Origin of the sequence: Natranaeroarchaeum sulfidigenes, assembly GCF_017094485.1 — an archaeon.
GTDB classification, from domain to species: domain Archaea; phylum Halobacteriota; class Halobacteria; order Halobacteriales; family Natronoarchaeaceae; genus Natranaeroarchaeum; species Natranaeroarchaeum sulfidigenes.
In genome coordinates, this window is sequence record NZ_CP064786.1 from 1,684,480 (window position 1) to 1,707,145 (window position 22,666).

23 protein-coding genes are annotated in these 22,666 nt (G+C 62.7%); 11 read left to right on the top strand and 12 right to left on the bottom strand.

Features of this window, described 5'->3' with window-relative positions; translation table 11 throughout:
* Positions 1-118: 118 nt before the first annotated feature.
* A complete protein-coding gene (locus tag AArcS_RS08730) occupies positions 119-1,183 on the bottom strand; it encodes an NAD(P)/FAD-dependent oxidoreductase (protein ID WP_238477038.1) in 1,065 nt (354 codons plus the stop codon).
* 133 nt (positions 1,184-1,316) lie between these two features.
* On the opposite strand from AArcS_RS08730, the gene AArcS_RS08735 reads away from it, so the two are divergent.
* Positions 1,317-1,739, top strand: a complete 423-nt coding sequence (locus AArcS_RS08735; protein ID WP_238477039.1) for a universal stress protein — start codon at positions 1,317-1,319, stop codon at positions 1,737-1,739.
* Between the two features lie 2 nt (positions 1,740-1,741).
* Here AArcS_RS08735 and AArcS_RS08740 read toward each other — a convergent pair whose 3' ends face one another.
* Together AArcS_RS08740 and AArcS_RS08745 are read right to left on the bottom strand one after the other, a co-directional pair.
* A complete protein-coding gene (locus tag AArcS_RS08740; protein WP_238477040.1) occupies positions 1,742-2,563 on the bottom strand; it encodes an inositol monophosphatase family protein in 822 nt (273 codons plus the stop codon).
* A gap of 67 nt (positions 2,564-2,630) precedes the next feature.
* Positions 2,631-3,176, bottom strand: a complete 546-nt coding sequence (locus tag AArcS_RS08745; RefSeq protein WP_238477041.1) for a hypothetical protein — start codon at positions 3,174-3,176, stop codon at positions 2,631-2,633.
* 114 nt (positions 3,177-3,290) lie between these two features.
* On the opposite strand from AArcS_RS08745, the gene AArcS_RS08750 reads away from it, so the two are divergent.
* Complete coding sequence (locus AArcS_RS08750; protein WP_238477042.1) at positions 3,291-3,854, top strand: P-loop nucleotide/nucleoside kinase family protein; 564 nt, start codon at positions 3,291-3,293, stop codon at positions 3,852-3,854.
* Positions 3,855-3,872: 18 nt separating this feature from the next.
* Here AArcS_RS08750 and AArcS_RS08755 read toward each other — a convergent pair whose 3' ends face one another.
* A complete protein-coding gene (locus AArcS_RS08755) occupies positions 3,873-5,033 on the bottom strand; it encodes an HD domain-containing protein (protein ID WP_375139658.1) in 1,161 nt (386 codons plus the stop codon).
* 83 nt (positions 5,034-5,116) lie between these two features.
* Here AArcS_RS08755 and AArcS_RS08760 point away from each other — a divergent pair, with 83 nt between their 5' ends.
* From AArcS_RS08760 to yqeC, 4 genes are all read left to right on the top strand, one after another.
* Complete coding sequence (locus tag AArcS_RS08760) at positions 5,117-5,395, top strand: acylphosphatase (RefSeq protein WP_238477044.1); 279 nt, start codon at positions 5,117-5,119, stop codon at positions 5,393-5,395.
* Positions 5,396-5,587: 192 nt separating this feature from the next.
* Positions 5,588-7,030, top strand: a complete 1,443-nt coding sequence (locus AArcS_RS08765) for an NAD(P)H-hydrate dehydratase (RefSeq protein ID WP_238477045.1) — start codon at positions 5,588-5,590, stop codon at positions 7,028-7,030.
* Positions 7,023-7,538 (top strand): cyclic pyranopterin monophosphate synthase MoaC, encoded by a 516-nt coding sequence (moaC, locus tag AArcS_RS08770; RefSeq protein WP_238477046.1) that lies wholly within the window; start codon positions 7,023-7,025, stop codon positions 7,536-7,538. The genes AArcS_RS08765 and moaC overlap by 8 nt, the downstream gene beginning before the upstream one ends.
* A gap of 8 nt (positions 7,539-7,546) precedes the next feature.
* Complete coding sequence (gene yqeC, locus AArcS_RS08775; RefSeq protein WP_238477047.1) at positions 7,547-8,293, top strand: selenium cofactor biosynthesis protein YqeC; 747 nt, start codon at positions 7,547-7,549, stop codon at positions 8,291-8,293.
* A gap of 3 nt (positions 8,294-8,296) precedes the next feature.
* On the opposite strand, the gene AArcS_RS08780 is transcribed toward yqeC, so the two are convergent.
* Together AArcS_RS08780 and AArcS_RS08785 are read right to left on the bottom strand one after the other, a co-directional pair.
* A complete protein-coding gene (locus AArcS_RS08780; protein ID WP_238477048.1) occupies positions 8,297-8,911 on the bottom strand; it encodes a molybdenum cofactor guanylyltransferase in 615 nt (204 codons plus the stop codon).
* A 47-nt stretch (positions 8,912-8,958) separates the two neighbouring features.
* Positions 8,959-9,516 (bottom strand): hypothetical protein, encoded by a 558-nt coding sequence (locus tag AArcS_RS08785; protein ID WP_238477049.1) that lies wholly within the window; start codon positions 9,514-9,516, stop codon positions 8,959-8,961.
* Between the two features lie 156 nt (positions 9,517-9,672).
* Between AArcS_RS08785 and fdhF the strand changes: the two genes are divergently transcribed.
* From fdhF to AArcS_RS08800, 3 genes are all read left to right on the top strand, one after another.
* Positions 9,673-11,805, top strand: a complete 2,133-nt coding sequence (gene fdhF, locus AArcS_RS08790; protein WP_238477050.1) for a formate dehydrogenase subunit alpha — start codon at positions 9,673-9,675, stop codon at positions 11,803-11,805.
* A 1-nt stretch (position 11,806) separates the two neighbouring features.
* Positions 11,807-13,549 carry an aldehyde ferredoxin oxidoreductase family protein gene (locus AArcS_RS08795; protein WP_375139600.1) on the top strand — a complete coding sequence of 581 codons (1,743 nt, stop codon included), beginning with the start codon at positions 11,807-11,809 and terminating at the stop codon, positions 13,547-13,549.
* Positions 13,550-13,684: 135 nt separating this feature from the next.
* Positions 13,685-14,854 (top strand): glutathione-independent formaldehyde dehydrogenase, encoded by a 1,170-nt coding sequence (locus tag AArcS_RS08800; protein ID WP_238477052.1) that lies wholly within the window; start codon positions 13,685-13,687, stop codon positions 14,852-14,854.
* A gap of 20 nt (positions 14,855-14,874) precedes the next feature.
* On the opposite strand, the gene AArcS_RS08805 is transcribed toward AArcS_RS08800, so the two are convergent.
* Entirely contained in the window at positions 14,875-15,033 is a 159-nt protein-coding gene (locus tag AArcS_RS08805) for a hypothetical protein (protein ID WP_238477053.1), read from the bottom strand.
* 176 nt (positions 15,034-15,209) lie between these two features.
* Here AArcS_RS08805 and AArcS_RS08810 point away from each other — a divergent pair, with 176 nt between their 5' ends.
* Positions 15,210-15,362 (top strand): hypothetical protein, encoded by a 153-nt coding sequence (locus AArcS_RS08810; RefSeq protein WP_238477054.1) that lies wholly within the window; start codon positions 15,210-15,212, stop codon positions 15,360-15,362.
* Between the two features lie 18 nt (positions 15,363-15,380).
* Here AArcS_RS08810 and AArcS_RS08815 read toward each other — a convergent pair whose 3' ends face one another.
* The 4 genes from AArcS_RS08815 to AArcS_RS08830 form a co-directional block, all read right to left on the bottom strand.
* Positions 15,381-16,448 (bottom strand): CobW family GTP-binding protein, encoded by a 1,068-nt coding sequence (locus AArcS_RS08815; protein WP_238477055.1) that lies wholly within the window; start codon positions 16,446-16,448, stop codon positions 15,381-15,383.
* 39 nt (positions 16,449-16,487) lie between these two features.
* Positions 16,488-17,786: a GTPase HflX gene (gene hflX, locus AArcS_RS08820; RefSeq protein ID WP_238477056.1), complete on the bottom strand. Its 1,299-nt coding sequence runs from the start codon at positions 17,784-17,786 to the stop codon at positions 16,488-16,490.
* Positions 17,787-17,886: 100 nt separating this feature from the next.
* Positions 17,887-18,636, bottom strand: coding sequence for a pirin family protein (locus tag AArcS_RS08825; protein WP_238477057.1), 750 nt, complete (start codon positions 18,634-18,636; stop codon positions 17,887-17,889).
* Between the two features lie 47 nt (positions 18,637-18,683).
* Positions 18,684-19,904, bottom strand: coding sequence for an outer membrane protein assembly factor BamB family protein (locus AArcS_RS08830; RefSeq protein ID WP_238477058.1), 1,221 nt, complete (start codon positions 19,902-19,904; stop codon positions 18,684-18,686).
* A gap of 124 nt (positions 19,905-20,028) precedes the next feature.
* Between AArcS_RS08830 and AArcS_RS08835 the strand changes: the two genes are divergently transcribed.
* A complete protein-coding gene (locus AArcS_RS08835; RefSeq protein WP_238477059.1) occupies positions 20,029-21,291 on the top strand; it encodes an outer membrane protein assembly factor BamB family protein in 1,263 nt (420 codons plus the stop codon).
* Here AArcS_RS08835 and AArcS_RS08840 read toward each other — a convergent pair whose 3' ends face one another.
* Positions 21,292-22,575, bottom strand: coding sequence for an outer membrane protein assembly factor BamB family protein (locus AArcS_RS08840; RefSeq protein ID WP_238477060.1), 1,284 nt, complete (start codon positions 22,573-22,575; stop codon positions 21,292-21,294).
* Positions 22,576-22,666: the final 91 nt, after the last annotated feature.

Sequence of the window (22,666 nt, forward strand, 5' to 3'; positions counted from 1 at the left end):
AGTGGACAGCCTCACTATGAGACTATTTATGAACTGCCTCCGTCTCGGCACGATCCTCGACATGCTGGATGACTTCGATACGCCGAAACCGGGACAGTAGCCGGAGAAGTCGGCCGCCTTAGTCGTCGTCAGCTGTCTGCGGAGTCGGGGCGTCTCGCGGGCCGCCCGCGTGGCCCTCGTGGGCGATCGCAGTAGCGAGCAGGTCTGGTGAGATAGCGGGGACGTCCGCTTCAGTTACAGGCCCCTCACGTTCGATCTCGTCGGCCGACCGTGGGAACTCCCGGAGCTCCTTGTGAATCGCGATTCCCGCCTTCGCCCCCTGCCCCATCGCGACCGGGATCTGGTTGTGTCCCGGCGTCACGTCGCCGACCGCGAAGACCCCCTCGACGCTCGTCCGGCCGTGGTCGTCGACGTCGATCGTTCCGTCCTCGGTGAGTTCACAGCCCAGCGACTCGGCGAGATCGGTGTTGTAATCGGACCCATACATCGGGAAGCCACCGCGGTACTCCCGTCGCGTTCCGTCCTCGAACTCGAAGGCGTCCAGCCAGCCCGAATCGGAATCCTTCTCGATGCCAACCACGTCCTCGTGGACGACGTCGATGGGGTGATTTTCCAGCATCGTTGCTGTCTCCTCGCTCCAGGTCGGCTCCTCGCCCCGAGTCAGCAGGTCGACCTCGTCGGTGACGTTGAGCATGATCATTGCGACGTAGGCCGCCGAAGTACTATGACCCATCACGTAGACCGGTTCATCGACGAACATGTACGCGTCACAGTGGAGACACCAGTGCAGACCGCGGCCAGTCCGGGGAAGGGGCGGGTCGGGACGCTCGTCGGAGAACCCGGTCGCAAGTGTGACCCGCTCCGCGAGAATCTCTCCGTCTCCCGTCGAGAGGCGGAACTGTCCATCATCGGTCTGCTCGGCGTCGGTGACAAAGCCCCGCTCGAAGTCGGCACCGTATGACCGTACCTGCTCGCGGGCAGTTTCGAGGAACTCATTGCCGGAGGTTGCCTCGGTCACGCCGATCACGTTGTGCGTGTCTGTCATCATGGCCGCCCGGCCACCACCGCGGTCGATTACAACGGTCTCGTGACCCAGTCGGGCACCGTACAGTGCGGTCGTCAGTCCGGCGGGGCCGCCCCCCACAACCGCGAGTTCGTACTCGTCGCCCTCGCTCGTACTCATTACCCGCTCTAGCGGGTAGACCGGTATAAAGCTGCGTTCTCCGGAACGGCCTCTCGGACAGCCGAGACCGCCAGACGTGCACCCAACTGGGAACCGTCGGTAACTACAAATCCGATCGGTTACAAAAGCCGATATGACAGTTCTCGTCGCAGTTGCCGACGACGAAGTCTCTGCGGGCGTCGTCGATGTCGCCAGCAAACTGGGGTCGTGTCTCGACGAGGAGCTGTACGTCGTTCACCTCACGGAAAACGAATACGCAAATGCAGATGAACGACAGGTTCGGGACGACCTCCGGGAGCAGTTCGAGGGGAAAGACGTCGCGTTCGAGGTAGCGATCGAGCACATCAACCGGTCGGGACTGCGAACCAGCGCTGCCGTCGGCCGACAGCTCGCGGATCTCGCGGACGACGTCTCGATCAACCACGTCGTTATCGGCCATCGCTCGAAGTCATGGCTGGGGAAGTTCACCGAGGGACATACCGCGCTCGTGGTCGCTGATGGCGTCGAGGTGCCGGTGACAGTCGTGCCCGAGGATCTGGATCGCTCGGTGTTGTAAGATCACCGTGCTCCGTCGATCTCTCCAGCCGCAGACAGGAGTTCCTCGTGCGCGTTGCCGTTCGATGCGACGACCCCGCGACTTCGTGGAGTCCACGGTTCGCCATCGAGATCGGTAACCAGACCGCCAGCCCACTCGATCATTGCGACGCCCGCGACGGTGTCCCAGGCGTTTGTCTCGACGTTCGTAATCACGCCCTCGATCGATCCGGCGGCGACCAAAGAGAGTGCTGCCTGCGCGCAGCCGACCCGTCTGAGATCCCCGAACCGGCGGACGATCGCGTCCGTCGCGGCCGCGTACTCGTCGCGCCGATCGCGCGGCCACCAGATCGTCGGGACGACCTGAAACGTCTCCGGGTCGGTCCGGTCGCTGACCGACACCGGTTCGCCGTTCCGCCGGACTCCTGCGGGCGTCCCGACGTACGTGTCACCCATCGCGGGCATGTCGTTGACCGCAGCGACCGGCTCGCCGTCAACGAGACAGGCGACACTCGTTGCCCACCGCCGGTTCTCCCGGACGAAGTTGTTCGTCCCGTCGATCGGATCGATGATCCAGACCGTCCCCGCGTCCGGCAACGTGCCGGTCGCGCTCTCCTCGCCGTAGATCGTGGCGTCGGGCATGGCCTCCCGGATCCGCGCCTCGACGGCGGCTTCCGCGTTTCGATCGGCCTCGGTGACCAGGTCGGTCTTGCCGGATTTTACCTCGACGTCGAGCGATCCTCTGAACGCTTCCGCAGCGACAGCGCTTCCCGCCGCCGCGCTCTCGCGGGTGATCTCGACCAGACGTTCGCGATCGATGATCTCATCGTTCGGTGTTCGGTCCATCGTTGTTGGTTCAGACGCCGGGGGTTTAGCCGTGGTGCTTTTTTTCGACCGGATGAGCGGCCCGCGTTCAGACGCGCTCGCGAAGTCGCGCCGCCCGGTCGAGAAACAGTTGCCGTGCCGCTCCGGGACGGCCCGGCGAAAGCTCGTGGGAGAGATCGGGCACCGGCTCCGGGGAGAACTCCGAGAGCAGCGTCTCGGCCTCGTACCGGAACAGCCGATCGTCCGCGTCCATCACAGCAGCCCACTGCTCGTCGGTGGGGGCCGGGACGTCGAGGCGCTCCCAGACGGCAGCGAGCATGTCGCGCTCGATCCGATCGTACTCCGGGAGCTCCCGTTTTACCGGGCGCGGGACATCGGTGATGTAGGCCTCGCTCGCGTCGTGAAAGAGCCCGTACAGCTGGACGATCGGGTCGTGATCTGCGAGTTCCCGGCTCACGTAGACGGCGTGGGTCGCAACCGAGTAGTAGAACCGACATTGCCCGGCGTACCGACAGGTGTTCGCCAGCCCGTGTGCGACGTCTTCGATGCGGATCATCGACGGCTCCGGGTTGAGCGGATCGATGGCGAGCCCGGAGTACGTCTCAATGGCGCTCGTTCCCTCGAAGTTCGGCATACCGACGGGATCGGAGGGTGCCAACTAAAGCGTACCCATCGAGCGCAGTCGAAGCTGTTTTGCCCCCGGTGGCCCCACCTGTCGGCAGGACCCGAATACGGGTTGGACCACAGCATGGCCGGAACCCCACTCGACGTCGATGCGAGACCCCGATCGGATGAGCCAGATGACACTGACCAGCCGTGGCTCGTCGTCCTCTGTGGGCTCCCGGGCGTGGGGAAATCCACCGTCGCGGAGTTCGTCGCGGAGCGCATCGACGCGAGGCGGCTCCGGACCGACGTGGTCCGCAAGGAGCTGTACGACGACCCCCAGTACACCGACGAGGAGATCGCGAGCGTCTACCGGGAGCTGTTCGAGCGCACCGAGACCGCAGTGAAAAGGGGCGAGTCGATCGTCCTCGATGGTACCTTCGCAGAGCGCAAGCGCCGACGCGCTGTCAGGGAGATCGCCGCGGAATCGGAGGCGGCGTTTCGGCTCCTCGAAGTCGTCTGCGAGCGATCGGTCGCCGAGGAGCGGATCGCCGACCGGGGGGAGGGGATGAGCGACGCCGATGTCGAGGTGTACCGGCAGTTCCGCGAGGAGTTCCACCCGATCGAGATGTACCACGTCGCGATCGACAACTCCGGGTCGGCAGCGGCGACCCGCGAGCAGGTGGCCCGGACGTTCCCCGAAAGCTAGCCACTCGTTTCCCGGGATCTAGCGCAGATCCAGCACGTCACGCGCGGCCTCGCCCACCTGTTCGGTCCGTTCTTCGGGACAGTAGACGCCGAGTCGCCAGCGGGCACGCTCGGCCATTCGGATGCCCCGGACTAGCTCCGACGCGTCTTCGAGGCGCTGGACGACGCCGTCGACGACGACGCTCGTGGAGGACTCCTTGAGACGCGGTCGATCCGGGATGTCGACGATCACATCGCCCGGGTCGATCCCTGCCGCCTCGGCGATTTCGTGCTCGGCCCGTCGCTGTTCCTCGTAGCCCACGTCGGCGGTCCCCGGCGGGACGTTCTCGATCCCCGTCCAGACGGCGCGCTTGTAGAGGTCGCGGTGTTCGAGTCGCTGCCCGAGCGCCGGGACGTGCTCGGCGAGTGCGACCAGCAGATCGTGATCGGCCATCCGCCGGAACTCGCCGATCTCGGCGTCGGATCGGTCTAGATACCGCTCGCAGGCCCGGTCGAGCATCGCGCCCGCGATCCGGGAGACGTGGTGGCGATAGACGACGGCGTTCATCAGCGCCCGCGAGTAAAGCATCGACTCGGCCGTGGCGACGTTCCCCTCGCCGAGCACGAGCCGGCCGTTCTCCAGTCGGAGCTCCCGGACCAGCCGCCCGTGATCGATCGCGCCGTACGGAACGCCGGTGTGGTGGGCGTCCCGGGTGAGGTAATCCATCCGGTCGACGTCGAGTTCACCGGAAACGAGCGCCCCGATATGTCCCTCTCCCTCGATGAGCGTAGCGACGCGCTCGGGATCGAGTTCGAGCCGTTCCAGCGCCTGACAGACCGGCCGATCCGGGTCGGTCAGGAGCCAGCCGACCTCGTCGTGATCTCGGCCGGTCCGGCGGTGAATTACGTCCTCGGTCTGGTGGCCGTAGGGCCCGTGGCCCACGTCGTGCAGCAGGGCGGCGGCGCGGAGGTGGTCCGCGGTGTCGGCGTCGACGTCGAGATACTCGATCGCGGTGTCGGCGAGGTGGTAGACGCCGAGGCTGTGCTCGAAGCGCGTGTGATTGGCAGCCGGGTAGACCAGCCGAACGGTAGAAAGCTGTTTGACGTTGCGAAGCCGCTGGACGGACGGCGTGTCGATCAGCGCCTCGGCGACTGGATCGAGCGCGATGTAGTCGTGGACGCTATCCTTGATCGGCTTCATTGTCGGGTCGAAGGGCCCCCACTCCAATTCGTTTTCGGCTTGCTCCCGGCCCTTTTTTGATCGCCGCTGTCCCATGTCCGCTTATGACGGAACCAACCCGCGCACACGTGTTCGTCTCGGGCCGCGTCCAGGGCGTCTTCTACCGGGCGACGACAAAGGAAACCGCCGAAGGGAAGGGTGTCGACGGCTGGGTCCGCAACCTCGACGACGGCCGCGTCGAGGCAGTCTTCGAGGGCCCCGAGGACGCCGTCGAGGAGATGGTCGAGTGGTGTCACACCGGCAGCCCCGCCGCGAGCGTCGAGGACGTCGACGCGGAGTACGAGGAACCACAGGGAGAAGACGGGTTCCGTATTCGGCGGTGAGATGGCGTAAAGACGGCTTTCGGCGGTGAGATGCCGTAAAGACGGCTACACACCACGGATACAGTTTTCGAAGTGTATAGTTACAGAAGTTGTAGTGTGACACTACAGTATTCGAAGTAAGTAACTCGGCAGTCAAACAGCATCGACCCCATCTCCAGCATCGTTTTGTCGTCGGCCGCCGAAATCACCGATATGATCACGAGCGAGCGCATGGCCGCGGTGGACGTGAACGCAGAGGCGCTCGGCGTCCCGCGGAAACAGCTCATGGAGTCGAGCGGTAACGCGGTCGCACAGGCAATACGAGATATCGCCGAACCGGGCGCGCGAATCGCCGTCGTCGCCGGACGGGGAAATAATGGGGGGGATGCCTTCGTCGCCGCACGGTTTCTGGACGCATACGACCTCTCGGTTCACCTGCTGGGCCGGGCCGAGACGATCACCACCGACATCGCCCGCGAGAACTGGGGGGCACTCGAACGGGGCGAGTACGATATCGAGGAGGTTCGGGACTCGACCCAGCTATCGCTGCCAGACGCCGATGTCGTAATCGACGCGATGCTCGGCACGGGCGTCACGGGAGCGCTCAGAGAGCCCGCCGCGAGCGCCGCCGAGGCGATCAACGCGAGTGACGCAACGGTCGTCTCGGTCGATGTACCCTCTGGGATCGACGCCGATACCGGCGAGGCGGCGGGCGTCGCGGTCGAAGCCGACCACGTCGTGACGTTTCACGACGACAAACCCGGCCTGGAGGGGGTCGACGCCGACGTGACGGTCGCGGATATCGGCATTCCCGACGCCGCCGAGCTGTTCGTCGAGCGCGGCGACCTGCTCGCCCTGTCTCGCGATCCCCAGTCTCACAAGGGCGATCACGGCACCGTACTGGTGATCGGTGGCGGTCCCTACTCCGGTGCGCCAGCGCTTTCGGCGCAGGCGGCGTTCCGGGCCGGTGCGGATCTGGTCTACGTTGCGACGCCCGAGTCCGTCGCCGACGCGGTCGCGGGCTACTCCGAGAACCTGATCGTCGAGGCGCTGCCCGGCGACCGGCTCGCACCGGTCCACGTCGACACCTTGCTCGCGCTGGCCGAGGACGCCGACGCCGTGCTCGTCGGCCCCGGACTTGGCGACGCCGAGGGAAGCCTCGACGCAGTGGCCGGGTTCCTTGAATCCTACGCCGGACAGGCGGTCGTCGACGCCGATCCGCTCCGGATCGTTCCCGAGGTCGAGACCGACGCCGACCTCGTCTGCACCCCACACCAGGGCGAACTGACGGCGATGGGTGGCCCGCGCGAGGACGACTGGCGCGACCGGGCTGACGCCGTCGAGTCCTTCGCCACGGAGGTCGGCGCGACCCTGCTGGTGAAGGGCGCATACGACGTGGTAAGCGACGGCGAGCGAACGCGTGTGAACCGGACAGGCAACCCCGGAATGACGGTCGGCGGGACGGGCGATGTCCTCGCCGGGATCACCGCCGCGCTCGTCACGGCCCTCGACGACCCCGTGCAGGCGGCGGGGATCGCGGCGTACGCGAACGGCCGCGCCGGTGATTTCGCGGTCGAAGAACACGGTTACGGGCTGGTCGCGACCGACCTCCCGCCGCGTGTCGCCGAGGCGCTCTGGGGTGATCGGGATGAGTGAGGAACGACCGGAGGGCGAGACGGGCGAGCGCCCGACCGGGGATCTAACCCACGTCGACGACTCCGGCGAGGCGCAGATGGTCGACGTCGGGGACAAGCCCGACAGCGATCGCCGGGCGGTCGCTACGGGCGAGATCACCCTTCAGCCCTCGACCGTCGAGGCGATCCGTGCGAACGACGTCGAGAAGGGTGACGTGCTGGCCACCGCGCGGATCGGCGCGATTCAGGCGGTCAAACACACCTGGGAGACGATCCCGATGTGCCACCAGATCCCCGTCTCGAACGTCGACGTGGAGTTCGAGGTCGGCGACGAGTACGTGGAGCTGACGGTCGGCGTCGAGACGACCGGAAAGACCGGCTGTGAGATGGAGGCCCTCGAAGGCGTGACGACTGGACTCAACGTCGTCTGGGACATGGTGAAAGCCGCGGAAAAAGACGCCGAGGGCCAGTATCCCGACACCCGGATCGAGAACGTCCGAGTAGTACAGAAACGCAAGGAGCGACTCTGAGGGCGAGGATGGAAACGCCCGACCCACCACCGCTGGCCGACGCGCTCGACGCCCGCACCGGACTCGTCGCCGTCGTCGGTGCGGGCGGCAAGAAGACGACGCTGTACGCGCTGGCGAGCCGACTCGACCAGGCCATCGTCACCGCCACCGTGCGGATCCCCATCTTCGACCGACAGATGGCCGAAGTTATCGTCACCGAGGACCCGGTTGTGGCGGCCCGAGAGGCGAGCGCGTGGCCGCTCGGTCTCGTCCCCGAACGCGAGCGCGAGGACCGGTATCTCGGCTACACTCCAGAAACGGTCGACGCGCTCGCGGAGGCCAACATCGCCGAGTCGGTGCTCGTGAAAGCCGACGGCGCGCGGACTCGACTGCTAAAAGCACCCGACGAGCACGAGCCACAGCTTCCGAGCACCGTCGATACCGTGCTCCCGATCGCCAGCGTACAGGCGGTCGGCAAGCCGCTCACCGGGGAGTACATCCACCGGCCCGAACGCGTGGCCGCGATCACCGATCGCTCGGTCGGCGACGAGATTCGACCCCAGGACGTCGCTCGCGTCCTGACGAGCGAGGCGGGCGGGCTGAAAGACGTGCCCGAAGATGCGACCGTGGTCGCCGTCGTCAACATGGTCGACGACGCGGAGGATTACGATACCGCTCGTGAGATTGCCGAGCGCGTCGTCGCGGAGCCGCAGATCGACGCGGTGGCGCTCACTTCGCTGATCGCCGACGAGCCGGTTCGGGAGCTGTACCGCTGACGTCTAGGTCTCGAAGGCCGCGGCAGCCTCGGCGAGTTCTTCGCGAGTGTTGATGTTCTCGAACGTCCGCAGGGATGCATGTTCGCGGATCGCCGCCTCTCCCACGGTAATGTACTCGATCCGGTCGAGCGCGGCGGTGACTTTCCGCTCACCAGCGTCAAGCGTCGCCTGGCAGGCGTCGGCCATCGCCGCGGCGCGGTAGACGGCCTGTGTCGTCTGGAACCAGCCGTCATCGAGCCGTGGAACGGCGGCGTCGTGGCCCACCGCGCGCTCGAACAGGTACTCGATGAGCAACGGCTGGACGAATGGCATGTCGCAGGCGACGACGAACGCGTACTCGGTATCGACGGCACGGAGTCCCGCTAGCATCCCGGCGACCGGACCCTCGTCGGGCCGTTCGTCCTCGGCATAGCGGATCGGCGTCCGGGAGCCCTCCATCGCCGATTCGATTGCCGCTCGCTGATCGGCACGGCAATTAATGACTACCGCGTCGACCGCCTCGTCGACGGACTCGGCGACCCGGCGGATGATCGGCGTCCCCGCGAGGTCGGCGACGGCCTTGTCGCGGTTACCAAAGCGCGTTGATCGGCCACCCGCGAGGATGACGGCGGTGGACATGCTCGTACTTCGAGGGGGCGGATCAAAGTCCCTGTGGGTGCCGGTGTTCACTCCTGTGATAGCTGCCGGAGCGCACGATACAGCGTCGGGAGGTCACAGTCCAGGCGTTCGGCGATGGAACGACAGGTATTGAGATACCGTTCGTACTCCGCCCGTGTCGGTGGATTCGGGTACGGATCGTGCAACTCCCCGGCATCGGACAGCGCGTTCCACTCCCGCTCGCCGACGACGAGGTAGCGTTCGGGATCAATAAAAAAGAGAAACGCCGACGCCACGGGGACGTCGATGCCGTCGAGTTGGGTGAGTCTATCCAGCGCGTCGTCGAGCGAATCCGCAGTCGCGGCGTCGACGATAGCGCGCTTGATCTCACGACGGTCGTTCCCCTCGAAGGCGTCCTCGCGCTCGCGACGCTCGCGGTTCGAGAGTGCGCCCATCTCCCGGCGGTAGTACCACTCGACGACCCAGCTGGCGTCCCGGCGACCGAACTCGCCCGACTCGAACGCGGCGGGAAGCGTCTCGATGGACTCCTGTTCGACGGTGTGAAACGGTGCCTCCCGTTCGTACTCCGCCGCAAGCCGTTCCACCAGCGCGGGGGTTAGCTCCATTGTGTGTGATATCGTACGCCTCCGTTGTGAGCGTTAGCCCCGACTTGAGTAATTCCCTCCGATCGGTGAACCGTTCGGATCGCGTGGATTACATTGATACCGGTTCCGAACGTCATTTCCTAGCACGGTCCACACCGTGTGGGAGGGATTCCGATCATGGCAAGTGAGCAATCAGAACCAGTCAAGACGATCTGTCCGTACTGCGGCGTCGGCTGCGGGATCAAAGTACAGCAAGGCGAGGAACCGGGGGATGTCCGCTTCATGCCGTGGGGCAAGGCCCCGGTCAACGAGGGGCGCATCTGCATCAAGGGCGGCGCGGCGACCGAGGTCGTCGACCACGAGGACCGCCTCACGGAGCCGCTGATCCGAGAGGGAGACGAGTTCCGGGAGGCGTCATGGGAGGAGGCGTACGACCGGATCACCGAAGAGATGGAGCGCATCAGCGAGACGTACCAGCCCGACGCAATGGGCTTTTTTGGCTCCTCAAAGGTGATGAACGAGGAGAACTATCTGCTCCAGAAACTTGCCCGGCGCTACGGCACCAACAATATCGATAACTGCACGCGGATGTGTCACGCATCGACGGTCTGGGCGCTCCGGACGAGTCTGGGCGCGGGTGCGATGACAAACAGCATGCGCGACCTGCGCGAGGAGGCCGATCTATTGTGGATCCAGGGTGCAAACCCCGGCGAGCAGCATCCGATCGCCAACAGCCAGTACTTCCGCCAGGCCGTGCTGGAGGGCGCAACCGTCATTCAGGTGGACCCACACGCCAACAAGACGACCAGATCCTTCGAGATCGAGGACACCGACCGTCATCAGCATCTCCAGTTAAATCCGGGAACGGACATTCCGCTCCTGAACATCGTCCTCAAGACGATCCTCGAAAAGCACGAGGAGAATCCCGACGATGGCTGGATCGACGAGGAGTTCATCGCCGAACGCACCGAGGGGTTCGACGATCTGAAAGAGACGCTCGCGGAGTTCGACAAAGAGGAAGCCGCCGAACAGTGTGGAATCCCACTGGAAGAGATCGAACGCGCCGCCGAAAAGTACGCGAAGGCGGACAACGCCGCCATCTTCACCGGGATGGGGATGAGCCAGCACGCCTGTGGCGTCGACAACGTACAAAACGAGATCAACCTCGCGCTGATCACGGGGAACCTCGGGCGACCGGGAACCGGCGTGAACCCCCTGCGCGGCCAGAACAACGTGCAAGGGACCTGTGATGTCGGCGCGATGCCGAACGTGCTTCCCGGCTATCAGCTCGTCGACGACGACGAGGCCCGCGAAAGCGTCGAGGACGTCTGGGGCTTCGAGATTCCCGACGAGCCCGGACTCACGAACGTCGAAATCTCGAATGCGGCGGGGAGCTCCATCCACGGCCTCTACATCATGGGGGAGAACCCGGTAATGTCCGAGCCGGACGCCAACGAGGTCAGAGAACGCTTCGAGGAGCTGGAGTTCATGGTCGTCCAGGATATCTTCATGACCGAAACGGCGGAGTTCGCCGACGTGATCCTTCCGGCGACGACCTGGGCCGAACGCGGCGGGACGGTCACGAACACCGACCGGCGCGTCCAGCGAATGCGTGGCGTCGACAAAGTACATGAGAACACGAAACACGATCTGGAGATCCTGATGGAGATCGGGAGTCGACTGTTCGGCGAGGAAGCGTTCCGCTTCGAGGACGTCGAGGCGGTGTTCGAGGAGCTCCGGCAGGTCTGTCCGAGCTACTACGGCATGACCTACGAGTTGCTCGGCGAAGAGGGCCTGCACTGGCCATGCTACGAGATCGGCGACGAGGGCGATCCGTTCCTCTACGAGGACTCGTTCGACACCGAGAACGGCCTCGGGCAGATCGAGGGCGTCGTCCACCAGCCGCCAAAGGAGGTACCCGACGACGAGTACCCACTGACGCTGACGACGGCGCGGCTCGAAGAGCACTACAACACGGGGACGATGAGCCGACGGTCGCCCACGCTCATGCGTCAGCACCCCGAGAACTTCGTCGACGTTCACCCCAACGACGCCGAGCGCTACGATATCGAGGACGGCGAGTACGTCACGCTGAAATCCCGGCGTGGCGAGATCACGCTCAAAGCACAGGTCACCACGGACATCAAGGAGGGGTCGGTATGGACGACGCCACACTTCGCCGAAGCCTCCGCGAACGTCCTGACGAACGACGTCCTCGACGAGCGCGCGAAGATCCCCGAGTACAAGGCGGCCGCCGCCGAGATCGACGTCGGGATCGAGCCCGCGGAAGGAGCGCCAGCGGACGACTGACGTGATAGTGAGCGCTCCCGACCGGCTCCTCCGGGTGGACCTCACGACCCGGACCACGACAAGCGAGCGTGTCCCCGAGCCCTGGCTTCGCAAGTACATCGGCGGAAAAGGTCTCGGGGCGCGCTATCTCTACGAAGAGCTGGAGCCGGGAACCGACCCGCTTGGTCCCGAGAACGCGCTCCTGTTTATGCTTGGTCCGCTTACCGGGCTCGTACCGGGCGATGCGCGGTACGCCGCAGTGACGAAGTCGCCACTGACCGGTACCTTTCTGGACTCGTACGCCGGCGGCGAGTTTCCGGCGGTGCTGGCTGGCGCGCTTGACGAGCATATTGGGCTTCTGATCGAGGGGGCGGCGAGCGAGCCGGTCAGGATCGACGTCGAAGCCGGAAAGGCATCGGTCGCCTCGACCGACAACTGGGGTACAGATACAGTCGAAACCGCCAAGGGCTACGACGGATCGGTCGCCTGTATCGGCCCGGCAGGGGAGAACCGTGTGGCCTACGCCACGATCGCCTCGGACGCCGGGGAGCATCACGCCGGACGGGGCGGTGCAGGCGCGGTAATGGGTGCAAAGCGCCTGAAGGCTGTCGTCGCGCGCGGTGATCCGCCGAGCGGACTAGAGACTCTTCGGGAGCGCTACGAGCGCCGCTTCGAGACGGACTCGGCAACGAGCTGGCACCGGACGAGCGGCACTGTCGAAACTATCGAGTTCGCCGACGCGGTCGGTGCGCTCGCCGGGGAGGGGTGGCAAACACGCGGCGTCGAAGACGCCGGTGCGCTGGGAATCGAGGCGATCCGCGAGCGCGCAACAGACCGCGAACGCCCGAACGAGGCTTCGCCCGGCGACTTCCGCGTCGAGACGGAGTCCGGCGAGCACGTTCCCCGTGGCGGGACCGCGATATCACTCGGCGCGGGCCTCGGTATCGACGAGTTCGACGCCGTCGTCGAACTGGGCGCGCGCTGTGACGAACTCGGTCTCGACCTCATCGACGCCGGAAGCGCCGTGGCGTGGACGATCCACGCGAGCGAGCGCGGCATCGTCGACCGGAAGATCGAGTTCGGCGATCCCGACGGAGCACGCGAACTGCTTGAAGAGATCGTACTGCGTGAAACTCCGCTCGGTGATGCGCTGGCGGACGGCGTCGACGCCGCAGCGGAGGGGTTCGGGGGAGACGAACTGGTTCCCACAGTCAAGGCGATGGCACTGCCCGGGTACGACCCTCGCGGCGCACCGAGCATGGCGCTCGCGTATGCGACCAGCGATCGGGGAGCGTGCCACCGCCGGGCGCTCCCGATCGAACGAGAGGTATTCGCGGCTGACTGGACGCCCGAACGCGTCGCAAGGGAGGTCGCTGTGGAGCAGGACCGGCGATCGGTGCTCTGGAGTCTCGTCATCGACGAGTTCGTTGCCCCGGTCTTTGACGATCTCGGCGCGGAATGGCTTGAGGCTGTCGGCGTAGCGCCCGATACCGACCTGCGAACCGTCGGCGAGCGTATCTGGACACTTACCCGACTGTTCAACGTCCGCGAAGGCTTCGGCCGGACCGACGACGTGCTTCCACAACCGCTCGCCGGGCAGGAGGGAGTCGACCGAGACTCGTTCGAGGCGATGCTGGATCACTACTACGAGTACCGCGGCTGGGGGGCCAGTGGTCAACCGACGCCAGCGTTGGTGGATCGGCTGGAGATGTCAGATATCGACCAGACCGATCGCCTATCGGACTCGCTCGACACCGATGAGTAGCAAATTTACCATCGGTATATTATTAAATATTTGTGGTTATTAATAAATGATGAATGGTACTCTCAGGTTTCCGTAATTAAGTATAATAGTCGATCTGTGGAAATATCGACTGCGGGGGGGAGTTACCATATGTCAATGAACGCAGTCGTATACCAGGGGGAGTACGACGTCACGATCGAAGAGGTAGAGGAACCGGAAATTCAACACCCAAACGACGTGGTGATCGACATCACGACTTCGGCCATCTGTGGGTCCGACCTGCACATGTACGAGGGCCGGACTGCAGCCGAGCCGGGCATCGTCTTCGGACACGAGAACATGGGGGTCGTGACCGAAGTCGGCGAAGCAGTCAGTACACTGGAAGAGGGCGACCGTATCGTCCTCCCGTTCAACGTCGCGTGTGGGTTCTGTCAGAACTGCGAGGATGGCTTCACCGGCTTCTGTACGAACGTCAATCCCGGCTTTGCCGGCGGAGCGTACGGCTACGTCGCGATGGGGCCGTACAAAGGAGGACAGGCAGAAAAGCTCCGCGTCCCGTATGCGGACTTCAATGCGCTGAAACTGCCGGAGGGGCGCACCCACGAGGACTCGTTTGCGCTGCTCGCGGATATCTTCCCGACCGGCTGGCATGGAACCGAACTGGCGAACCTCCAGCCCGGCGAGTCCGTCGCGATCTTCGGTGCCGGTCCGGTCGGACTGATGGCCGCCTACAGCGCCAGTATCAAAGGCGCCTCGGAGATCTACGTCGTCGATCAGGTCCCGAGTCGCCTCGAACTCGCCGAGAAACACTGTGACGCGAGGGGCATCGACTTCACCGAGGGCGATCCAGTCGAACAGATCATCGACGCCCACGGTGGCGAGGTCGACAAGGGCGTCGACGCGGTCGGCTATCAGGCAACCGATCCCAAAGACGTCGATACGGATACTGAAGACTACGCCTACGACCCGGCCAAGGAGAACCCGGCTGTCGTGCTCAACCAGCTGATCCAGGTAGTCCGCCCGACCGGACAGCTCGGCATTCCGGGACTGTACGTGCCAGAGGACCCCGGTGCTCCCGACGATATGGCTGCGCAGGGACGCCTCGGTATCGACTTCGGCAAGCTCTTCGAGAAGGGTCTCAAACTCGGTACCGGTCAGTGTAACGTCAAGCAGTACAACCGGCAGCTACGCGATCTGATTATCGAGGGACGCGCCGATCCGTCCTGGGTAGTCTCTCACAGAGTCGATCTAGAAGAAGCTCCCGAGATGTACGAACGGTTCGACGCGCGTGAAGAGGGCGTCATCAAGGTCCTGCTCGAACCGTAGGGCGACCCCGGTATCGTTTTTTATGCCTGCAACCAAGCGTCGGGATGGTGTTCTCGCAGATGAGAGTGATATGCGCTGATCGCCTCGGGGAAGGATTCGGCGAAGATTGCCCATTCACATTCGCTACAGCCGTGTTCAACCCACTGTTCGTCCTGTTCGATGTACGTTGCCGAGTTCATCCCTGTGCTATCCGACTGCTAAAGTCGTTGCTGTTCCTCGCCAGTACAGGGATAAGTACTTGTTGGCCCGTCTCGTCACCCGGGGGACACGAACGATAGAGCAGGAACCGGGCAAGACCAGCCACAGGTCACCGATCGGGACAAACCCTATCTACGCGCCCGTCGAACGCACGCGTATGTGCCAGTACTGCAGCGCCGCTTTCCACGAGGGGTGGTCGCAGTTACTCGAATACGACGAGGTCTACCAGTCGGCCATCGCAGGTGAAACGCAGTCGACACACGGTTTTCACGAGGGCTGGGACGAGCTTCGGGAGGCGTTCGAAGGGTGAGCTGGGATTCACCCTCGATTACAGCGGGAACGGGTCTGCTGCCGGATCCCACTCTCCCGCTCTCGCGTCGACCAGACAGCTGTCGAGTCCCTCACGAATAGCCGTCTCATCGAGCGAACGACCAATGAAAACCAGCTCGGTTCGAGGGTCGTCCCGCTCGGGATCCCACCGACCGATCGGTCCTGCCTCGACGGATGGGCCGGCCTGACTGAGGCCGATTACCTCTTCCTCGCGACCCGCGATCCGACAGATCCCCTTCGCCCGGATCACCTCGCCCGTCCAGTCATCGAGCCAGTTGGCAAATCGCTCGGGGTGAAGCGGCTGCGTCTCGCGGTAGACAAACGAGGTGACGCCGTGGGCTTCCGCGGGCGAGTGTTCCTGCTCGTCGTGGTCGTGAGCGAGACTGCGCTTCCAGCCCTGTGACTGGCGAGCCTCCTCGAAGTCGAATCGACCAGTATCGAGAACCAGGTCCGGATCGACCCTCGAGTACTCCGTTCGCTCGATGTGGGCTCGCGGCTGTAACTCCCGGACCGTCGCTTCGATCTCGCCGAGTGCATCGTCCGAGAGCAGATCCGTCTTGTTGAGTAACAGTACATCACAGAACTCGATGCCATCGATGAACACCGTCGAGAGCGGCCGTTCGACGTCCGAATCGGGCTGGCGATTCTCCGGGTCGAACTCGTTCCAGAACCCGAAACTATCCAGTACGGTTACCATCGTGTCCAGTTCGAGGCGATCGGCCGTATCCTCGACCATCGTTTGCGCGATCGGGATCGGCTCGCTGATCCCGGAGGCCTCGACGACGAGCACGTCGAACTCGCGGGATTCGGCCAGTCGCTCTGTTTCGGTCGCCAGATCGTCGCCCAGCTCACAGCAAATACAGCCGTTCGAGAGGTCGACGACCCCCTCCTCGTCGCTCTCCCGGGTGAGCAAATCGGCGTCGACGTTGACTTCTCCCATGTCGTTGACGATTACTGCTATGTCGTGGTCACCCGGGTTCGACAGCAGGTGGTTGATTAGCGTCGTCTTCCCCGCGCCGAGATAGCCGCAGACGACTGTCACCGGTATCGTGTCGTTCTCCCCCATACGTATAGATGTATGTCGGGGTCGCAAAAAACCCGACCGTCAGGCCGACTCGGCGGCCGGCGTGAGATCGCTGGCTTTCGACCGCGACTGCTCGACGACGGTCGGTCGTGCCTCGAAGTCGACGAGAACGTCGTCGTCCCCGTAGTTCACGTCGTTGACCTGTGCGTTGTCGTGGATCCAGGAGACGACGCTCATCGTCTCTTCGGTCATCGGCAGGACGAGCCGTTCGTGCTCCCAGTCGGGCAACTCGGCGTCGATCCGGTCGATCAATGCGTCGACATTCTCGCCCTCCTGCCCGCTTACTGCGACCGGATTGGGGGCGAGCGCGGACAGCGCTGCACGTTTCTCGTCGAGCTCCTCGGCGTCGACTTTGTCGATCTTGTTCAACACCGTGACGATCGGCGCTTCGTTGCGCTCGTAGAGCGTGTCGTGACTCGTCACCAGTTTCTCGCGGATCTCCTCGACGGGATCGCTGACATCGACGACCAGCAGGATGAGGTCGGCCCGGTAGACCTGATCCAGCGTCGACTTGAACGACTCGACGAGCCAGTGGGGCAGATCACTGATGAATCCGACCGTGTCGGTGAGCAGGACGTCACGCCGCCGTGCCTCCATTTTCCGGGTCGTCGTTCCGAGAGTAGTAAAGAGGCGGTCCTCTGACTTCGCGGTGGAATCGAGATCGGGATGGAGCTCCTCGTTCTCGTCGACGTCCAGATCGGTCGCGAGCTGACGCATCAACGTCGACTTGCCCGCGTTCGTGTAGCCAGCCAGCGCGACCAGATCGAACCCCGACTCCCGGCGCTGCTGGCGGCGGTGTTCCTCGGTCTTTTCGATCCGTTCGAGCTCGTCGCGGATGTTGCTGATCTGCTTTTTGATGTCCTGCTCGCGGCTCTCGTCGTACTCGCCAAGGCCCATGAAGCCGGGGCGTTCCTCGCGTTTCGCCAGACTAGTCTTCGCCTCGGCTCGCGGGAGTTCGTAGCGAAGCTCCGCGAGTTCGACCTGTAATTGGGCCTTGCGCGTCTGGGCGCGCTGGCCGAAGATATCCAGAATCAGTGTGAACCGGTCGATGACCTCGACGCCGGTCGGAAGTTTCTGCCCCAGATTGTACGTCTGGTACGGATCGAGGCGATTGTCGAAGATTACTGCCTCCGCGTCAAGCTGCTCGGACAGGACTGCCAGCTCCTCGACTTTCCCCTCTCCCATCCCCAGCGCGGGGTCTTCTGTCCGTGTCTGTGTGACCTCACCGACGACAGTATAGCCCGCCGCGCGGGCGAGGTCGCTGATCTCGGACGTGTCGGGCGTACCGGAATCGACGCGTTTGGCGATTATCGCGTTCATGTGAGTGGGCCTGTCAGCTGTGGCTACCGATAGGCGCTCGATACCTATTAAATGCGGGTCCGGTGGTCGCCCCTGACCAGAGAATCACGACTCCCCTCACCTACCGACCGATCGTCCCCTGACGAGTTACGGGCGCATCCGGGTCGATCACGAACGCCACCAGTATCGAATCGGCTACCGCCGTAATCGCGGGCTCTCCGTCGACGAGCAGGCCGCTTTCCGCCTCACTGAAACTGGTATCGCCAGCCGTCACCTCGCCCTCGAACACGTAGAAATAGGTGTCCCGCCCGGACGCGGACGGGAGATCAACGGTTTCCCCCTCGCTCAGCCGGATGTCGTAGAAATCGACCTCGTTCCGCACGAACAGCGGCGCGTCGGATCCCTCGGGTCCAAACAGATGCCGCCACTCGTTTGCGACGTGATCTGGGATCGGTTCGTGTTGAATCTTCGGCGGCAGCTCCAGACTGGGCGGCCGAACGAATATCTGGAGCATACGAAGCGGTGGATCGTCAGCAAGCGTGCGTTCTTCGTGCCAGAAGCCGCTCCCGGCGTTCATCACCAGCATGTTCTCAGCGTCGGTGACGAGTTTGTTCCCCTCGCCGTCGTCATGGCGCATGACGCCGTCGGGCACCCACGAGATGATCTCCTCGTTGCGGTGCTGGTGCATCCGAATGAGCGTGTCGGGATCCATGAACGACTCGACGACGGTGGCAAGGGGGCCGTAGCCGTGGTCGTCGTGGTCGGGGTGGTTCCAGCCGGGGAAATTGAAATGCGTCCGGAACTTGCCCTGATTCTGCGAGACGTCGGTTCGAGGGGCTCTGTAGAGGGTTGCCGTGGACTGGGAGTTCATAGATGGTATTCGGAGGCGCGGGTAGAAAACTTCGTTGTCGAGAGCAGTCAGGAAACCGTTGGTTCCACAATAACTAGCCCGTCTTGATCGGTGAAGACGAGCGAATCGTCAGTTGAAAGCAGTGGTGTCCGCCCATCGAACGGGACCTCCCCATCGTGGAGTACCGTTCCGTCGTCGATCCGAACCGCGTACAGCAGGTCGCTGTCGTCGAGTGCGTATGCGATTCCATCCAGCACCACTGGCCCGCCGGAGACCTCGTTTGTGGTCCGATGGTGCCAGTTTTCCTCGCCAGTCGTACGGTCGTAGCTGTAGAGCCCGGTTTCGTCGCCGACGAGGAGCGATGTCTCGGAGAGGACGGGATCCACAACGCCACCGGGTTCAGCGTCGAACAGGAGCTCGTTCGTTTCGAGGTCGATCGCTTTCGTCTCGTATCTCCCGACGGAGTACAGGACCGAATCCTCGATGGTGAAGTGGCGGCCGTGTTCGACTCCGAACAGATCGGCAGATTCGAGCAACTCCTGGCCGTCGATATCGTATACATAGGCGGTGTTGAGCTCGCCGATGAAGACGAAATTCTCGGTGACCGCCAAATCTCGGAAGTTATTCACAATCGAATCTTCGTCCCACGTCTCGACGAATACCTGGTCGCCATTCGTATCGAATACTTCGAAGGCCATCGTGGTGTCCTGTGTCCGATTCCGGCTACAAGCAAACAGATACTCGTCACAGACTGCGAACTGTGAGACCGATTCGTGCTCGTTCACTGCCGTGCGCGACCAGACCAGATCGTCACCGGGTGTTAGCTTCACGATTTTCCCGCCGTCATCTGTCGGTCCCGCCATATAAACCGAGTCGTCAGTAAGATGTGTGCTGGTCACTCCGTCCCACTCTCTGGTTTCGGAATCGTACCGTGTTTCAACTGCCCGAGTATCCGGGTTGATGGCCGCTAAAGCGCCCGAGTTTCCACCGATAACGTAGACCGATTCATCGACCACTCCATGAGGTCTGATTTCCGGGTTCGTTCTGATATCGTTCTCTTCAATGAACGCATCGAGCCCGTCCACGTCGGTACCAGTCCACGCCACCTCGAACGAGACGGAATCCTCGGAATCGGCTGTATCCTCATCCCCGCTATCAGACTCATCCGACCCGTCGGCTGGAGATTCGTCGTCGCCCTCTTCAAGCTGTAAACAGCCAGCAGCCCCAAGACCAGTTACTCCCCCAACGACAGCGAGTAGAGTCCGTCGCCCCGTGTTCAGACCGTCCATGATTAGTAATTTAATTTTCAGAAAATAAAGTCATCGGAGAGTTTCGACAGAGACGAAGGATAACAGAATCGGACCGTCTGGAGTGTCGTCATACTTATTATTACTGAGTGAAGACAGTACAGTAATGTCACCCCCGGAGAGACAGGGTCCCCAGCGGATCGGTCGACGTGCCGTCCTGAGCAGCGCGGGAGCACTCTCCATGGGGGCACTGGCTGGGTGTATGCAGCCCCTGTTGGAGGGGGACAGTGATGACGGTGACCCTACCGACGGATCTACTGGTGGATCGAACGGCGAATCAGACGGTGATTCGACGGATGACGATCCGGCTGGCCCCGAGTCAGTCTCACTGGAGGAAACGTGGCGCGGCTCAGAAATCGACGCGTTCGACGAGCCGTTCCATCCGAGGTTCATCCGCTCGGTCGACGAGACACTGTATATCACCAGTCAAACGAGTATTGTCGAGTTCGACCCCAGTACCGGTACACAGCAACGCGTCTTCGACCTGGAGTTGGTTGAATACGGTGAGCATGGTGAGTTCCGAGAGCGGGTCCTCGACTGCACGGTCTTCGATGACGAACTGTACGTTACGACGGAGTTCGACGACGACGAGGTCGCCAGTCGAGTTCACAAGTACGGTTCGTCGACGGAGCGAGAGTGGACCTACGAACTGGAAGACCCCGACCACTGGATCAATGCAATCGAAGTCACCAGCGGGTGGGTCTACATCGGAGCATCGACGTCTGGGTCCGATGCGGAGGGCAGTTTTACCGTTCTCAACCAGCAGGGCAACTCCGAGTTCTACGAATACTGGCCACCTGACGACGATCTCAACAGTTTCCAGGACTTTGTCACGCACGACCGCTTTCTGTACATCGGGACGCTTGGGCCACCACTGGTATTCGATATGGAAGCCAGGACCCTGTTGAATACGCAAGAGGAGTTCGGCATCTCGCCAGGCCGCAATTTTACGCTGGTCGACGACATCCTGTATGCAGCACCATCGAGCAATCTGCGGGCACTCGATCTAGACGCCAGAGAGGAGCTCTACGATGTTAGCGTCGAGCGGCATACACGACCTCCAGCGGTTCTGGATGACCGTGTGATTATCGGCAATTCGACCGGGCTCTATGGACACGACCGATCGACCGGTGAAGAGCTATGGTACGCCAGAACAACCGACGGGATCGAGGACTCTCCAGCAGTGATCGACGGCGTCGCGTTTGGTGTCGATGACCACGAGATGCTATACGCTGTGGACGTAGAAACGGGCGACCTCCTGTACGACGACGACGCACCAGTTTCCAGAGCAGACCAGACCGTTTCGATCGGATCCGAACTGGTGCTCGCAGGAGAGCGGCTCAAATCGTACTCCGTGATCACCGAGTAATCAGGGAAACTGTGGCTCGACCGATTTGAGCCCGTCTGCATCGACGAATACGAGCTGGGTGTCGTACGGTTCCAGGTGACTTGTCGAGAACTCCTCGTCTGTGGAACTATCTACGAACTGATCGTCGTAGAGTACCTCGCCGGTCTCGATGTGCAGTGCAGACAGTACGTCAGCATTGTCAAGCAGGTATGCGACCCCATCGATCACGGCAGGTGGGTGCTCGGGATCACCGGTCAGCCGGTGGTGCCAGAGTTCCTCACCCGTCTCCCGGTTGTAGGCGTACATCCCCGTTTCCCCAGCTACGAGGATATGTTCATCAACAACGACTGGCGGTTCGGAGCCACCGACATCCGCAGAGATGAGTTCCTCACCGGAGTCCAAGTCATATCCACGGAGCCCGCCGTCGACGGTATAGACCGTTCCGTTCACTACAGTGTGATCTTGTCCGATCGACATTCCGAACTCCTCTTCCGGATCAACGATCTCACCGGCATCAATATCGTATGCCAGCTGGTTATTCAACTCGCCCATGTATACGATCCCATCGTGTACGAAAAAGTCAGTGAAGGCGTTTACTGACTCCTCTTCGGGCCACATCTCTGTGAAGACTTCCTGACCATTCGAGTTGAGCACCTCGAACCGGGAGCCCCCATCGACATCACCAGTCGTGTGTGATCCGACGAACACCTGATCACCATCCGTCGCGACCGCACCAATGGTTGTCATATCCTCGTGCATCTCGTGGGTCCAGCGGAGCTCGCCCTCGGATGAGAGCTGACACACGACTCCGTTATCTTCAACCGAGTGAGTGGACTGGACGTAGATCCGATCGTCCTCAAACAAAAAACCGTCCAGAGAGCCAGTAGTCGGCTCAACAGCACCCTCCAGAACCGTCTCGATCTGCAGGGCGTCTGGATCGACTCCCACGAGGGCACCCTCCCGGGTCACTGCATAGAGCAAGTCCTCAAATACCTGCATAGGAGAACGGTCGAAACGCACGTGATCGTCGAGTGATTCAGCCCCTTCCAGAAACGCTTCTTCCCAGACCACCTCGAAGCCCGATACGTCCTCTAGATCGTCACCACTCTCATCATCGCCGTTCGCGCCGTCCGAGTCATCATCTGAGCCGTCATCACTGGGCCCCCCGTCATTCTGATCTGCTTCGGATTCCTCCAACAGCGGTTGCATACAGCCCGCAACCCCACCGAGGAGGGGAATCGTTGCGACTCCCAGGAACTCCCGCCGTCTGTGCTCTGTTTTGGGCCGCGATGATCGTCGGTCCATTGAACTGACAGTACAACTCAGGAATAAAAAATTCACTGATGCAAACAGGACAACCAGATGAACAGTATGCGACCACGACAGTTGCGATATA